The sequence below is a fragment of the Gordonia zhaorongruii genome (genome assembly GCF_007559005.1).
In the GTDB taxonomy this organism is placed as follows: Bacteria; Actinomycetota; Actinomycetes; order Mycobacteriales; family Mycobacteriaceae; genus Gordonia; species Gordonia zhaorongruii.
In genome coordinates this window covers 368,255-381,893 of record NZ_CP041763.1, presented here as the reverse complement: position 1 = coordinate 381,893, position 13,639 = coordinate 368,255, and the positions used below count along the sequence as shown (strand labels likewise).

Below are 13,639 nucleotides of genomic sequence, written 5' to 3'. Positions count from 1 at the left end.
ACCCTCATGACGACACGCAGCGACGCTCCCTCGGCCGACAGGACCGCCCCGTCGCGCGCAGCCGCCCTCGCACACCCGATGCGTGCGGTGTCGTGGCGCAGCGCGCTCGCAGTGGATCTGAGCAAGGCCGGATACGCCGTACCGCTCCGCGTCGGAATCGCCGTCGGCCTGGTGCTTATCGCGGGCGGACTCCTGGGGATGCGCGACATCGCGGGCTTCGCCGCTCTGGGCGCTCTCGTCTCCGCGTTCTGCCGGGCTGACCCGTACCGGATCCGCGTGGGCCGGTTGATCGCACTCGGTATCGGACTCACCCTCTCGACCGCCGTCGGCGGAGTGGTCGGACTGTCGGGCGGTGGGCTCGCCACCGAAACCGTGGCCGTGTCCCTGCTGGCCGGCGTCGCCGCGATCTTCATCGGTGCGCTGCGGATCGCCGGACCGGGCGCCGTGGTCTTCGTCTTCGCCGCCGCTGCCGCTGCCGGCTTCGTTCACGATCTGACAGATCTCGGCCGGGCGATGGCCGCAGCCGCGATCGGCGGCGTACTCGGCGCCGTCGCCTCACTGGCCCCCTGGCTGTACGCGCACGCGCGCCGGGCCCTCGCGAACGGTCCGGCCGTCCCCGAACCCGACACCTCGGCATACGACTCGGTTCTGCGCGCTCTCTCGCACGGAGGTCAGCGATACCTGCTCGCCATCGCGGGCCGGATGATGATCGCGTCCGCCGCGAGCGCGGTGATAGCCGCAGCCATCGGTCTCGATCATCCGATGTGGGCGGCGATGGGTGCGATCGCAGCACTTCAGGGCGTGGACTTCCACGTCACCGTCTCCCGCGGAATCGCCCGACTGATCGGCAACATCACCGGCGCCGCCATCGCCGCCGGACTGCTCGCCCTCCCCCTCGGCTATTGGGGCGCAGTGGTGGCGATCATCGTCTTCCAGACGATCGCCGAGATCACCGCGCCGATCAACTACGCGATCTGCTCCACCGCCGTGACACCGATGGCCCTGCTGCTCACCGCCCTCGGCGCCGGGCTGAGCCCCGCGGCCGCGGTAGACCGGATCGCGGACACCCTCATCGGCATCGTCGTCGGCATCATCGTGGCCGCTCTGACGATCAGCGCCACGGACCACCTGCCGGGAAGCCGCCTGGCCTGACGGTGCAGCATCGATAAGAACGCGGCGAACGAGGGCCGGCCTCCGCCGCGTACCGTCCGAGCTCAGACGTCTGGTCTACGTACCTGCTCGAACGTGCGCTCCGGCCAGAAGAAGGGCAGCTTGATGTTGGCGAACTTCCACTCGCCGTCGACCTTGCGGTAGTCATCCTCGTACATACCCAGGAAGAGCAATGGGTTGTCGTGACCGCCCCGCGTCTCGTAGTCACCCGTGCCAGCCTGCTGCCGGGTGAGCAGGTCGATCAAATAGCACCGTCCGTGCGCCGTGTCGGGTCCGGTCAGCGTGATCCACGGATTGGCGACAACGTGCATGGTGTCATAAGGCTCCCCGAGCCGGGTCAGCTCCTTGCTGAAGTTGGCGACGATGGTGTCCCGACCCACCCAGTTCCCGCCGAACTCCTCTGGAAACTCACAGACCGCATCTTCGCAGAACAGGGTCTTGAGTCGCTCGGTGTCGTGCCCGTCGAAGTAGTTGGAGTAGGCCAGTCGGAGCTGACGAATCTCCTCGATCTCCAGTAGATCGTCGATCTTCATTGAATGCCCTTTCAGTTGGTTGCGAGCACGTCCTGGCCGATCGCCAGTGCGAGGTAGCGGTTATAGAAGCGGGCGAATCCGAGATTGCCGCCTGAGAACCAGAACCCCGGCTGCGCGGTACGCCGCCAGACACCGCGCACCTCGCCCTCATCGTCGAGGCCCCAGACCGGACCGCATCTGTCGGCAAGATCCGCTCCGAAGATCTGACGGGCCGTGTTCTCCATACCGCCGAAGCCCGTCGCCAGGATCACCGCATCGGCGTCTATCCGGGTCCCGTCCGACAGCACGATGCCCGTACCGTCGAACGCGGTGACCGAGACCCCGGATCGGACCGCGATCGTGCCGTCGGCGATGTGCCGGCTGCACCCGACGTCGATGTAGTAGCCGCCTCCACGACCGAGGAACAGGCGCATGGAACCCGTGCCGTCCTCACCCGACGACAGCACGAATCCCGCTGCGGCCAACTGCCGATGCAGATCCGCGTCGAACTCGGCCATCGCGGCGGTCGCCGCTTGCAGACCGGCCGTGGTCGCCGCGGACAGGTGAGGCGACGAGGCACCGAGGTAGTCCGAGATCGAGGTGGGCGGAGACGTGTCGGAGTATGCGGCGCCCATCATGACCTGAGCGACCGCGCCCGAACTGACCACGTAGGTCGGTCCCCGCTGGATCAGCGTCACCTGATCGCCCTGGTTCACCAGGTCCTGCGCCACATCGTGACCGCTGTTACCGGTACCGACTACGACTACGCGCTTGCCCCCGAAACCGCCGCCGGAATAACCGCTGGAATGCAGCACCGGACCGTCGAACTCGCCTTCTATGTCCGGAAGCTGCGGAACGGTGCCGCTGACACCCGTCGCCAGGACGATGTGCGCAGGCGCAATGGTCCGGGTGTGCTCGACCCCATCCGATCCGGCGCGTCGCACCGACACCTGCCAGCGATCGGCGACGCGCTGTGCGCCGACCACCGTTGTGGCGCACCAGACGTCGAGTTCCATTGCCGAGGCGTACATCTCGAGCCAGTCGCCCATCTTCTCCTTCGGCGCGAACACCGGCCATGTCTCGGGGTACGGGAAGAACGGCAGCTCGTCGTAGTGCACCGGATCGTGCAGTACCAGCGAGTCGTAGCGGCGACGCCAGTTGTCGCCGACCCGTTGCTCCTGGTCCACCAGCAGCGGGCGCAGGCCCATCGCTCGCAGGTAGGCCGCCAGCCCCAGCCCACTGTGGCCCGCTCCGACGATGAGCACGTCCGGCTCGCCGTCCACGAGGTCACGCTCGGCTGCCCGGCGCGCGTGCCAGGTCCTGCCGTCCGTCGAGTTTCCGTCCGGACGGGCGGCACCGGCCGCGAAGGGCATTTCTCGGAGTTCCTCCAACGTCGTGAACAGAGACACCGCACGCCACGAACCCCCGGCTTCGATCAGCCGCACCAGCCCCTGCCCGCGCCCTTCTGCGGTATCGAATCCCAGGAAAGCCGTGACGACGCCGTCGACAGTCGGCAGAACGGCGACGAAATCGGCCGGTGCGACAACCGTCACCGGACTTCGCAGAACCCCTCGCGCTGACGCCAGCTGTTCAGCCAGTGCAGCCTCGCCGTGCCTGCTGTGCAGATCGCCGGAGAATGCGAGGAGGTCGCGCCACCACGCGTCGTCGACGAACAGATCAGCAGTAGAGCCGCCCGCGTCGACCGCCGCGGCGAAACGTCGCGCCCAGTCGGTTGCGACCGCCTCACCGTCGATGGCATCGGATCGTTCGAGAAGTTCGGTCATCACGAATCCTTTCGCTACCCGCGCCAGGCGTTACTTGACGCAGTAACCCGCGTCGACCTTCAGCTCGTTTCCGGTGATGTATCGCGACTCGTCGGAAGCCAGGAAGAGCAGCGCGTTGCTGATGTCGACGGGCTCCACCCATGGGACAGGGAGCGCGTTCGTGGTGGCGAACACCGGAGCAGCCTGATCCTTGGTCGGATGGTCTTCGTCAGGCAGGAAGAGTTTGAAGGTCGCCTCGTTGAGGATCATGTCCGTCGCCACGCCCGTCGGATGGATGCTGTTCACCCGGATCGAATGTGGTGCGAGTTCCAGGGCGAGCGTCTTCATGAGTCCGACGACCGCGTGCTTCGCGGCGGTGTACGGGGCGACGTTCGGTGTGCCCTTGATACCGGCCGTGGAGCTGGTGAGCACGATCGATCCGCCCTTGTCGGCCTCGATCATCGCCGGGGTCACCGCCTTGCAGGTGTGCCAGACGCCGGTGATGTTGATGTCCAGCACGTCCTTCCAGTCCCCTTCACTGACCTTGTGGGAGGGGTCGCCGAAGATGAAGATGCCGGCGTTGGCACTGACTACGTCGATTCCGCCGAAGTCGGTCACGCCGTCGGCGACGACCTTCGCGACGGCGTCGTAGTCTCGGACGTCCGCGGTGGCCGAGACGATGCGTCCACCGAACTGCTTCACGATGTCGACGGTCTCGGCCATGTCATCCGGGGTGGCGCCGGGATAGAGCCGCTCAACGCTCGGAACCGGCGCGCACAGGTCGAGCGCAATGATGTCGGCCCCTTCCTGCGCCAGCCGGACCGCGTGGCTGCGTCCCTGACCGCGTGCCGCACCGGTGATGAATGCAACCTTGCCGTCCAACCTGCCCATAGCCAGTTCCTCTCATCAGCGCACGATCTCCACCTGAATCGATGGCGAAGCGCTCACCTCTTTGTGATGGTAATCATTATCCTAATTATAATTGTTGTCAAGGTCACATTCAGAATCATTCGAGCTTCAGATCACTGCGTCGGTCCTCGAACGCAAAGCGGGCGACCACCTTTCGGTGATCGCCCGCAATGAAGCGCCCGCTGGTCAGGGAGGGAGTGCAGCCTGGCCTGGTCGGCTTCTACTCGGTTCTGCTCGGGTGCTGAACCGACACGGTCAGCCCAGGCGCTCGATGATCGCCACGTTGGCGGTTCCGCCGCCCTCGCACATGGTCTGCAGACCGTAGCGGCCCCCGACGCGCTCGAGTTCGTTCAGCAACGTCGCGAACAGTTTCGCGCCGGTGGCGCCCAGCGGGTGACCGAGGGCGATGCCACCGCCGTTGGGGTTCACCCGCGCCGGGTCGGCCCCGGTCTCCTTGAGCCACGCCAGCACGACGGGAGCGAACGCCTCGTTGATCTCGACGACGTCGATGTCGTCGATGCTCAGTCCGGTCTTCTCCAGCGCGTGCTTCGTAGCCGGGATGGGCGCGGACAGCATCATGACCGGATCGTCTCCCCGCACCGAGATGTGGTGGATCCGAGCGCGAGCGGTCAGTCCGTACTCCTTGAGTGCCTTCTCGGAGACGACCAGCGTGGCTGACGCGCCGTCGCAGATCTGCGAGGCCACCGCCGCAGTGAGATCGGATCCCTCCGCGAGGACGTCCAGCGACGCCATCTTCTCCAGCGACGTATCCCGCGGGCACTCGTCGACCACGCAGTCGCCGAGCGTCACGTACTCGTTGTCGAATCGGCCTGCCGCGATCGCCGCCTTCGCCCGCTGGTGGCTCTGCAGCGACCACTCCTCCATGTCGGTGCGCGAGATGTCCCACTTCTTGGCCATCATGCCGGCACCCACGAACTGGCTGATCTCGGCGTCGCCGAAGCGCTTCGTCCAACCCGGCGATTCTGCTGTCGGCGTGGTGAACCCGAGTTCCTGCCCGGCGATCATCGCCTGGCTGATCGGGATTGCGCTCATGTTCTGCACGCCACCCGCGAGGACGACGTCCTGCGTTCCGCTCATCACGGCCTGTGCGGCGAAGTGGATGGCCTGCTGGCTCGATCCGCACTGCCGGTCGACGGTGGTCCCGGGCACGCCGAGCGGCATACCCGCAGTGAGCCAAGCGGTCCGAGCGATGTTGCCCGCCTGCGGTCCGATCGTGTCGACGCAGCCGAGAATCACGTCGTCGACCACTTCCGGGTCGATGCCGGTGCGCTCGATGATCGCCGAGATCACGTGCGCGCCGAGGTCGGCCGGGTGAACGCTCGCAAGCGATCCCCTGCGCTTGCCGACCGGCGTGCGGACGACGTCGACGATGTAGGCCTGCGGTGCTGTCATGTCTTCAGACTCCTCGATTGCGGTGGCGGCGGTCAGGCGCGCTGACTGGAGATCGACACGATCTCGCCGGTCAAGTAGGTGGTGTAGTCGCTGGCGAGCATCGCGATGGCGGCTGCGATCTCCCAGACCTCGGCGGCCCGGCCGTACGCTTCGCGGGACTCGAGCTCGTCGAGCAGTTCGTCGGTGGTGACCTTCGCCAGGAACGGGTGCTTGGCGATCGACGGTGCGACCGCGTTGATCCGGACGCCGTAATCGGCCGCCTCGACCGCTGAGCAGCGGGTGAGCGCCATGACGCCGGCCTTGGCCGCCGCGTAGTGCGCCTGCCCGCGCTGTGCACGCCAGCCGAGGACGGACGCGTTGTTGACCAGGATTCCGCCGTGCCCCGCTTCGCGGAAGTAGCGCAGTGCCGCACGCGTGGCGCGGAAGGTGCTGTTGAGCGTGATGTCCAGTACGCGGTCCCACTGCTCGTCGGTCATGTCGGCGACCGGCGTCTCACCGCCGAGTCCCGCATTGTTGACGAGAACATCGATCCGTCCGAGCTTCTCGGCGGCCGCCTCGATGAGCGCGTCCACCTGATCGGTGCTCGAGACGTCGCACACGTACGACGTGACACGACCGGCGCCGAACTCGTCTGCGAGCTTGTCGACGGTCTCGCCGAGACGGCGTTCATGGAAGTCGGAGACCAGGACGTCGCCGCCTTCGAGGAGCACCCGCCGCGCGGTGGCGAAGCCGATGCCGGTGCCTGCAGCCGCGGTCACGACGGCCTTCTTGCCCTTCAGCAGATCGTGGCCGGGCACCTCCTCAGGCGGGGTGGCGAGCGGGGAGACGGGACGAGTGTTCCCTGGACGAGAATCGGGAGTTGTCACGGGCGTGCCTCTCGTGGAAGGCCGAGCACGCGCTCGGCGATGATGTTCCGCTGGACTTCGTTGGAGCCGCCGTAGATGGTGTCGGCGCGGGTGAACAGCAGCAGCCGCTGCCATTCGCCGAGCTCCACATGTTCGGGATCGGAGATGTCGTTAGGGCGCCCCTCGGTGGTCGCCGACGGCGCGATGAGCGACGGCGCACCCGCGACTGCAACGGCCAGTTCACCGAGGTCACGGTGCCAGTTGGCCCACAGCAGCTTGGTCACCGAAGCCGCCCCGGTCGCCGACACGATGTCGCCTGCGAGGGTCCGGCGAGCATTGGCGTCCATGACGGCGAGTCCCACCTTCGCGCGACGCAGACGCGAAGCGATCTCCGGGTCGTCGATCGACCCGTTGGCGCGGGCTAGTTCGATCACCTGGTCGAGTTCACGCGCGAACCCGACCTGCTGGCCGAGGGTGGAGACGCCGCGCTCGAACTGCAGGAGCCCCATCGCGACCTTCCAGCCGTCGCCGGGTTCGCCGACGATCAGCGAGGCGTCGGTGACGGCGTCGTCGAAGAAGACCTCATTGAACTCGGAGGTTCCGGTGATCTGCTGAATCGGCCGGACGGTGACGCCCGGCTGGTCGAGCGGGACGAGGAGGAAGCTGAGCCCCTTGTGCCGCGACGACCCCTTCTCGGTGCGGGCGATGACGAAGCACCACTGCGACAGGTGCGCGAGCGACGTCCAGATCTTCTGCCCGTTGATCGTCCACCGATCGCCGTCGAGCGCCGCGGTGGTGGCGACGGCTGCGAGATCACTGCCTGCGCCCGGCTCGGAGTACCCCTGCGCCCACAGTTCGGTGACGTTCACGATGTGCGGGAGGAAGCGTTCCTGCTGCTCCGGCGTCCCGTATTCGATGAGAGTCGGCCCGAGGAGCTCCTCCCCGAGGTGATTCACGCGCGCCGGGGCGTTGGCGCGCGCATACTCCTGGTGGAAGATGATGCGCTGTTCGATAGTCGCGCCGCGACCACCATGTTCGACGGGCCAGCCCAGGCACGTCCAGCCCGAGGCGGCCAGATGCCGGTCCCACTCGAGGCGCTGCGCGAAGAACTCGTGCTCACTGCCGGGGCCGCCACGCCCACGGAGTGACGCGAAGTCGCCTGCCAGGTTGTCGGCCAGCCATTCCCGAACGGCCTGCGCGAAGAGGTTCGCCGCGTCGGGCGTCGTCGCCGCCCATTCGCCGAGGTCGACGGCCCGATCGGCGAGGTTGATCGTCGTCATGACCGCTAGCTTAACCTACCAAGCATTTGCTAGGTTTTGACTATGCTGCCGACACCAGTCACCACGCCCGCCGCCCTGCACCGGGCTGAAACCCAGTGGCCCGACGCGACGGCCATCATCGACGATCAGTGGTCCGCGCCGGTCCGCCTCACCTGGTCCGGGCTGGCCGACGAGGTTCGACGCTTCGCCGCCGGCCTCGTCGCACTCGGCGTCGAGCACGGTGACCGCGTGGCACTGTGGGCGCCCAACAGTCACCACTGGCCGGTTGCCGCGCTCGGCACGCACTATGCGGGCGCCGTGCTCATCACGCTCAACACCCGGTACACGGTGAGCGAGGCCACGGACATAGTCGAACGATCCGGCGCCCGCGTCGTCGTCGCGTCCGGCGAGTTCGCCGGCATCGACCGGCTGAGCGAGGTGCTCGCGTCACCGATCGCCGACGGGCGCAGCATCGTCGGCATCCCGCTCGAGAAGGACGTCGACGCAGCAGGCGCCACACCATGGGGTGAGTTCGTTCGCGAGGCCGATGAGGACCGACTCGCCGTCGTCCGCGCGCGGGCCGAAGCGGTGGCCGGGGACGACCTCTCAGACATCCTGTTCACCTCCGGGACCACCGGTGCACCGAAGGGCGTGCTCGCCGAGCACCGGCACACGGTCGCGGGCGCGCACGCGTGGGGCAGCAACGGCGGGTTGACCGACACGGACCGCTACCTGATGGTCAACCCGTTCTTCCACACCTTCGGCTACAAGGCGGGCATCCTGCCCGCCTTGCTGTTCGGGGCCACCATGCTGCCGCTGGCTGTCTACTCCCCAAGCGATGCGATGCAGCTCGTCGCACGCGAATCGGCGACGGTCTTCCCGGGCGCACCGACCATCTTCCAGACGATCCTCGACGACCCGGCTCGCACCGATGTCGACCTGTCGAGTCTCCGGCTGATCGTGACCGGCGCGACGATCGTGCCCGTCGTGCTCATCGAGCGACTCCAGTCCGAACTGGGTGTCGACACCGTGGTGACGGCCTACGGGCAGACCGAGACCAGTGGATTCATCACCACCTGCAGGCCCGACGACGACGCCGTCACCGTCGCCACCACCTGCGGGCGCGCATTCGACGGCATGGAGGTCGCACTGTCCGCCGAAGGCGAGGTCCTGGCGCGCGGCGACATGGTGATGCGCGGCTACCTCGACGACCCGGAGGCCACCGCGAAGACCATCGACGCAGACGGCTGGCTCCACACCGGGGACGTCGGACGGTTCGACGAGAGCGGGAACCTGACGATCACCGACCGTCTCAAGGACATGTACATCTGCGGCGGCTTCAACGTGTATCCGGCCGAGGTGGAGCAGGTACTCGCCCGCGTCGACGGCGTGAGCGAGGTCGCCGTGATCGGTCTCCCCGACGACCGCCTCGGTGAGGTGGGCAAGGCCTTCCTCACCGTCCGCGACGGCGCCGCGGTCACCGTCGACGACGTGATCGCCCACGCCCGCGAGCATCTGGCGAACTTCAAGGTTCCGCGCTCGGTGGAGTTCGTGGACGCCTTCCCGCGCAACGCCTCCGGCAAGATCCTCAAGCGCGAGCTGAGCTGAAGGAGCGGATCACGCCCCTTCGCGCCGCAGAATGAACCGCTGGACCTTGCCGCTCGGCGTCTTCGGGAGCGACTCGACGAAGTGGACGGCGCGCGGGTACGCATGCTTGGAGTACCCGTCGCGGACCACGGCCTGCAGTTCCTTCTCGAGGACATCACCGCCGGTGAATCCGGTGTTGAGGACGACGAACGCCTCGACCACCTCGCCTCGGATCCCCTCCGGGTCTGGACGTCCGACGACCGCGACCTCGGCGACCGACGGATGCGTCACCATCACGCTCTCGACGTCGAACGGGCCGATCCGGTAGCCGGCCGCGAGGATCACGTCGTCGTCGCGTGCGGTGAACGAGAAGTAGCCCTCGTCGTCGACCTTCCCGGTGTCTGCAGTCAGATACCAGGCGCGGTCGTCGGTGAAACGCTCTGCGGACTTCTCCGGCGCACCGTCGTACCCGGTGAACCACACTGCGGGACTGGCCTTCAGGTCGATCGCGATCTGCCCGTCGACGATCCCCGCGGTGTAGCCGGGCATCGCCTGGCCCATCGATCCCGCTTTCAGCGGCATCGCGACGTCGGAGTACCAGTGATTCCCGATCACCATGCCGGTCTCGGTCTGACCGTAGTGATCGCGCACCTCGCAGCCGAGCTTCTGCAGACCGAACTCCACGATGTCGGGCGTGAGCGGCTCTCCGGCAGAAGATGCCCGACGCAGCGAGATCCCCGACGTGTCGGCGCCGGCCCGCAAGGCGCGGTACATGGTCGGAGCTCCCGCGAAGTTGGTGACACCGAACTCCTTCATCACCGCGACCGTGGAATCGGGGGTGAATCCACCGTTGAAGAGCAGGCTCGTCCGCCCGGCCGCGAGCGGAGTCATGAGCGCGTAGTAGAGCCCGTACGCCCAGCCCGGATCGGCGGCGTTCCAGAACACGTCGTCCTGTGCGACGTCGAGGGAGTAGTGCTGATAGGCCTGGAAGGATGCGAGGGCCCGCAGCGGCACCGGAACGCCCTTCGGCTTCCCCGTCGTGCCGCTCGTGTACAGCTGCACGATCACGCCGTCGCCGCCGACTGCCACATCCTCGGTGCAAGGCTGCGCGGAAGCGGCTTCGGCCGTCACGTCATCGACGTCGAGCACCGATACATCGAGCGGATCGACCTTGTCGCGCTGCGACGCATCGGTCACCACAACGGATGCGCCCGCACCCTCCACGCGCAACGCGATGGCACCGGTCGCGAACGCGGTGAACAGCGGCACGTGCGTGGCACCCAACCGCCACAGCGCGACCAGGGTGACGACGAGCTCACGACGCTTTCCCAGGAGCACCGGAACCCGGTCGCCACGCTGCACGCCCTTACCCGCGAGGACCGTCGCCAGGCGGCGCGACTCGTCGGCCAGCTCGCCGTAGGTGAAGGACACCGACGACAGGTCCGGCTCGACGAGCGTGAACGCGACGGCTGCCGGATCGTGGCGATCGCACAGCAGCTCCGCGGCACTCGCGTCATCCGCGCCGTACACGTCCAGCCAGTCCTCGACCTGGCGTTCGGCCGCTTCGCGTCCTGCGACGATCACGTCGTTCATGTCCACACTCCAGTTCTTCGGTCGGCGCCTCCCACCCGGGCGCCTCTGGAGACAATCATGGATGTGACCGCCACCACGGGCAACCCTCCGAAGAGAGGCGCGGCATACGACGCCTGGCCCGCAGGCTGCTCCGCCCGCTTGGAGATCTGCGGCTCCGAACCGGTGCGAGTCTGACGCTCGCCGGACTCGCGCTGCCGGGACAGACATCGTCGATCGAGTTGCGGCGCGTGCGTCTCATCCCCTGCGCCTCCCCCGGCCACGTCATTCGTTCGGACTACCCCTCGCCTAACGGGCGCATCACTGCCGTACGACATACGGGGTAGCGGTCGACGTTGACGACTGAGACACGCAGGACGAGAACCTGGCCCGGCCGCTGCCGCTCACCTGCGCGAGGAGTGTTCATCATGCGCAATCGCATCCGCACCACCACCAGGATCGCCGCCGCTGGGATCGCCACCACCGGTCTGATCGGAGCCGGCATAGCCGCCGGCGACGCCTCCGCCGACGGGTTCCCGAACGGCCCCTACTGCGCCGGGCCCGCGAAGATCCTGGCCGAATCGAATTGGTCGCAGGTCGCGATCTGCCCGGTTCAGGGGCCGACGGGCTGGGAGTACAGCGCGAAGGCCAAGAGCACCGGTGACCGGATCAGTCTCCGCGGTCCGATCGAGAACCAGTACGGATTCCACGTCTCGAACGACGGCTACGACTATCACGTGCATCCGGACCGGCTGCTCATCATCGGCCCGAACGGGGAGACCGTGGCCAACGAGGCCTGGACCTACTACGTCCAGCGCTGATTCGCTGCACGTTGATGCTCAGGCTTCGCGCCATACTGCGGAGAACGGCCTGAATATCGGAGTCAGAGGGAAGATTTCCCTCTGACTCCGATATCTAGGCCACTTTCCGCACTACTGAACCGGTTTCACCAACGGGAACAGGACGGTCTCGCGGATACCGAGCCCGGTGATCGCCATGAGCAGCCGGTCGATGCCCATGCCGGTTCCTGCGGTGGGCGGCATCGCGTGCTCCATCGCGGCGAGGAACTCCTCGTCGAGGATCATGGCCTCGTCATCGCCCGCAGCAGCCAGTCGTGCCTGGTCGACGAAGCGCTCCCGCTGGATGATCGGATCCACCAGCTCGGAGTAGCCGGTCGCGAGTTCGAAGCCGCGGACGTACAGGTCCCACTTCTCGACGACGCCCGGGATGCTGCGGTGCGCGCGCACCAGCGGCGAGGTCTCCACCGGGAAGTCGCGGACGAAGACCGGCTCGTCGAGCTTGTCGCCGACCAGGTGCTCCCACAGCTCCTCGACGAGCTTGCCGTGTCCGTAACCCTTGTCCTTGGGGATCTCCAGGCCCACTTCGGCGGCAATGGCGAGAAGCTCGTCCACCCCGGTCTCCAGCGGAACGATCTCGCGACCGAGCGCCTCGGAGAGAGACGGATACATGGAAACGGTCTTCCACTCGCCGGACAGGTCGTACGTGCTGCCATCGGGCATGGTCGGAGTGAGCGTGCCGACCGCACCGAGCGCGACAGCCTGAACCAGCTCGCGGGTCATCACCGCGGCGTCGTCGTAGGTGCCGTACGCCTGGTAGGTCTCGAGCATCGCGAACTCCGGGGAGTGCGTGGAGTCGGCACCTTCGTTTCGGAAGTTGCGGTTCACCTCGAAGACGCGGTCGATCCCGCCGACGACGGCGCGCTTGAGGAACAGCTCCGGCGCGATACGCAGGTACAGATCCATGTCGAACGCGTTGGAGTTGGTCACGAACGGACGCGCCGCAGCCCCGCCGTGCAGCGTCTGCAGCATCGGTGTCTCGATCTCCAGGAAGTCGCGCTCGGTGAGGAACTTGCGAAGCTCGACCATCGCCTTGACGCGGGTGCGGGCGTTCTCCCGGGCTTCCGGGCGGACGATGAGGTCGACGTACCGCTGCCGGACGCGCGATTCCTCGTTCATCTCCTTGTGCGCAACCGGTAATGGACGCAACGACTTCGAGGCCATCTCCCACCGGTCGGCCATCACCGACAGTTCGCCGGTGCGCGAGCAGATGATCTCTCCGTGCACGAACACGATGTCGCCCAGATCGACGTCGGACTTCCAGCCGGCGAGCGACTCCTCGCCGACCTTCGCCTGACTCAGCATCGCCTGCAACTGGGTGCCGTCGCCTTCTTGCAGGGTGGCGAAGCAGAGCTTGCCCTTATTGCGGATGAAGATGACGCGGCCGGCGACACCCGCCATCTCCCCGGTCTCGGCGCCGGCCTCCAGGTGGGAGTTGGCAGCACGGATCTCGGCGAGCGAATGGGTGCGACTCACCTCGACCGGGTACGCCTCACGCCCTTCTGCCAGGATGCGCTCGCGCTTCTCGCGGCGAATACGCAGCTGCTCGGGGGTCTGGTCGTCCTCGCGGGTCGCGTCGTCGCTCTGGTGCTCACTCACCCAATCAGGTTAAGTGGCCGACCCGGTGGGCACCAATCGCCGCCCGGGTCGTGGAGGCCGGGACTCGGTTTCGACTCGCTCCGCTCGCTCAACCATCGAGAAGAACGGCCGCCCCACGAAGGTCGAACCACACCGTCAGACACCCCCGATGCTTGA

Annotated in this window: 11 protein-coding genes; 3 read left to right on the top strand and 8 right to left on the bottom strand. The window is 67.1% G+C overall.

The window, feature by feature from the left end:
* Nucleotides 1–6: 6 nt before the first annotated feature.
* Complete coding sequence (locus FO044_RS01745; RefSeq protein ID WP_132992957.1) at nt 7–1,152, top strand: FUSC family protein; 1,146 nt, start codon at nt 7–9, stop codon at nt 1,150–1,152.
* Between the two features lie 62 nt (nt 1,153–1,214).
* On the opposite strand, the gene FO044_RS01740 is transcribed toward FO044_RS01745, so the two are convergent.
* From FO044_RS01740 to FO044_RS01715, 6 genes are all read right to left on the bottom strand, one after another.
* Nucleotides 1,215–1,703, bottom strand: coding sequence for a nuclear transport factor 2 family protein (locus FO044_RS01740; protein ID WP_132992956.1), 489 nt, complete (start codon nt 1,701–1,703; stop codon nt 1,215–1,217).
* An 11-nt stretch (nt 1,704–1,714) separates the two neighbouring features.
* A complete protein-coding gene (locus FO044_RS01735; RefSeq protein WP_132992955.1) occupies nt 1,715–3,466 on the bottom strand; it encodes a flavin-containing monooxygenase in 1,752 nt (583 codons plus the stop codon).
* A 30-nt stretch (nt 3,467–3,496) separates the two neighbouring features.
* A complete protein-coding gene (locus tag FO044_RS01730) occupies nt 3,497–4,336 on the bottom strand; it encodes a mycofactocin-coupled SDR family oxidoreductase (protein ID WP_132992954.1) in 840 nt (279 codons plus the stop codon).
* Between the two features lie 273 nt (nt 4,337–4,609).
* Nucleotides 4,610–5,767 carry an acetyl-CoA C-acetyltransferase gene (locus tag FO044_RS01725; RefSeq protein ID WP_132992953.1) on the bottom strand — a complete coding sequence of 386 codons (1,158 nt, stop codon included), beginning with the start codon at nt 5,765–5,767 and terminating at the stop codon, nt 4,610–4,612.
* A gap of 32 nt (nt 5,768–5,799) precedes the next feature.
* A complete protein-coding gene (locus FO044_RS01720; RefSeq protein WP_132992952.1) occupies nt 5,800–6,633 on the bottom strand; it encodes an SDR family oxidoreductase in 834 nt (277 codons plus the stop codon).
* Complete coding sequence (locus FO044_RS01715) at nt 6,630–7,892, bottom strand: acyl-CoA dehydrogenase family protein (protein WP_132992951.1); 1,263 nt, start codon at nt 7,890–7,892, stop codon at nt 6,630–6,632. The genes FO044_RS01720 and FO044_RS01715 overlap by 4 nt, the downstream gene beginning before the upstream one ends.
* Before the next feature lie 42 nt (nt 7,893–7,934).
* Between FO044_RS01715 and FO044_RS01710 the strand changes: the two genes are divergently transcribed.
* On the top strand, nt 7,935–9,479 hold the full coding sequence (locus FO044_RS01710) for a FadD3 family acyl-CoA ligase (protein ID WP_165943077.1): 1,545 nt from the start codon (nt 7,935–7,937) through the stop codon (nt 9,477–9,479).
* A gap of 9 nt (nt 9,480–9,488) precedes the next feature.
* On the opposite strand, the gene FO044_RS01705 is transcribed toward FO044_RS01710, so the two are convergent.
* Complete coding sequence (locus tag FO044_RS01705; RefSeq protein ID WP_132992950.1) at nt 9,489–11,051, bottom strand: AMP-binding protein; 1,563 nt, start codon at nt 11,049–11,051, stop codon at nt 9,489–9,491.
* A 404-nt stretch (nt 11,052–11,455) separates the two neighbouring features.
* On the opposite strand from FO044_RS01705, the gene FO044_RS01700 reads away from it, so the two are divergent.
* Nucleotides 11,456–11,848 (top strand): hypothetical protein, encoded by a 393-nt coding sequence (locus tag FO044_RS01700; RefSeq protein ID WP_132992949.1) that lies wholly within the window; start codon nt 11,456–11,458, stop codon nt 11,846–11,848.
* Between the two features lie 111 nt (nt 11,849–11,959).
* Here FO044_RS01700 and lysS read toward each other — a convergent pair whose 3' ends face one another.
* Nucleotides 11,960–13,483: a lysine--tRNA ligase gene (lysS, locus tag FO044_RS01695; RefSeq protein ID WP_132992948.1), complete on the bottom strand. Its 1,524-nt coding sequence runs from the start codon at nt 13,481–13,483 to the stop codon at nt 11,960–11,962.
* Nucleotides 13,484–13,639: the final 156 nt, after the last annotated feature.

What these genes read in the sequence shown, in the direction of transcription:
- FO044_RS01735 (WP_132992955.1), bottom strand. Translation starts at nt 3,466, where the DNA reads ATGACCGAACTTCTCGAACGATCCGATGCCATCGACGGTGAGGCGGTC.
- FO044_RS01700 (WP_132992949.1), top strand. Translation starts at nt 11,456, where the DNA reads ATGCGCAATCGCATCCGCACCACCACCAGGATCGCCGCCGCTGGGATC.
- FO044_RS01740 (WP_132992956.1), bottom strand. Translation starts at nt 1,703, where the DNA reads ATGAAGATCGACGATCTACTGGAGATCGAGGAGATTCGTCAGCTCCGA.
- FO044_RS01725 (WP_132992953.1), bottom strand. Translation starts at nt 5,767, where the DNA reads ATGACAGCACCGCAGGCCTACATCGTCGACGTCGTCCGCACGCCGGTC.
- FO044_RS01730 (WP_132992954.1), bottom strand. Translation starts at nt 4,336, where the DNA reads ATGGGCAGGTTGGACGGCAAGGTTGCATTCATCACCGGTGCGGCACGC.
- FO044_RS01705 (WP_132992950.1), bottom strand. Translation starts at nt 11,051, where the DNA reads ATGAACGACGTGATCGTCGCAGGACGCGAAGCGGCCGAACGCCAGGTC.
- FO044_RS01710 (WP_165943077.1), top strand. Translation starts at nt 7,935, where the DNA reads ATGCTGCCGACACCAGTCACCACGCCCGCCGCCCTGCACCGGGCTGAA.
- FO044_RS01715 (WP_132992951.1), bottom strand. Translation starts at nt 7,892, where the DNA reads ATGACGACGATCAACCTCGCCGATCGGGCCGTCGACCTCGGCGAATGG.
- FO044_RS01745 (WP_132992957.1), top strand. Translation starts at nt 7, where the DNA reads ATGACGACACGCAGCGACGCTCCCTCGGCCGACAGGACCGCCCCGTCG.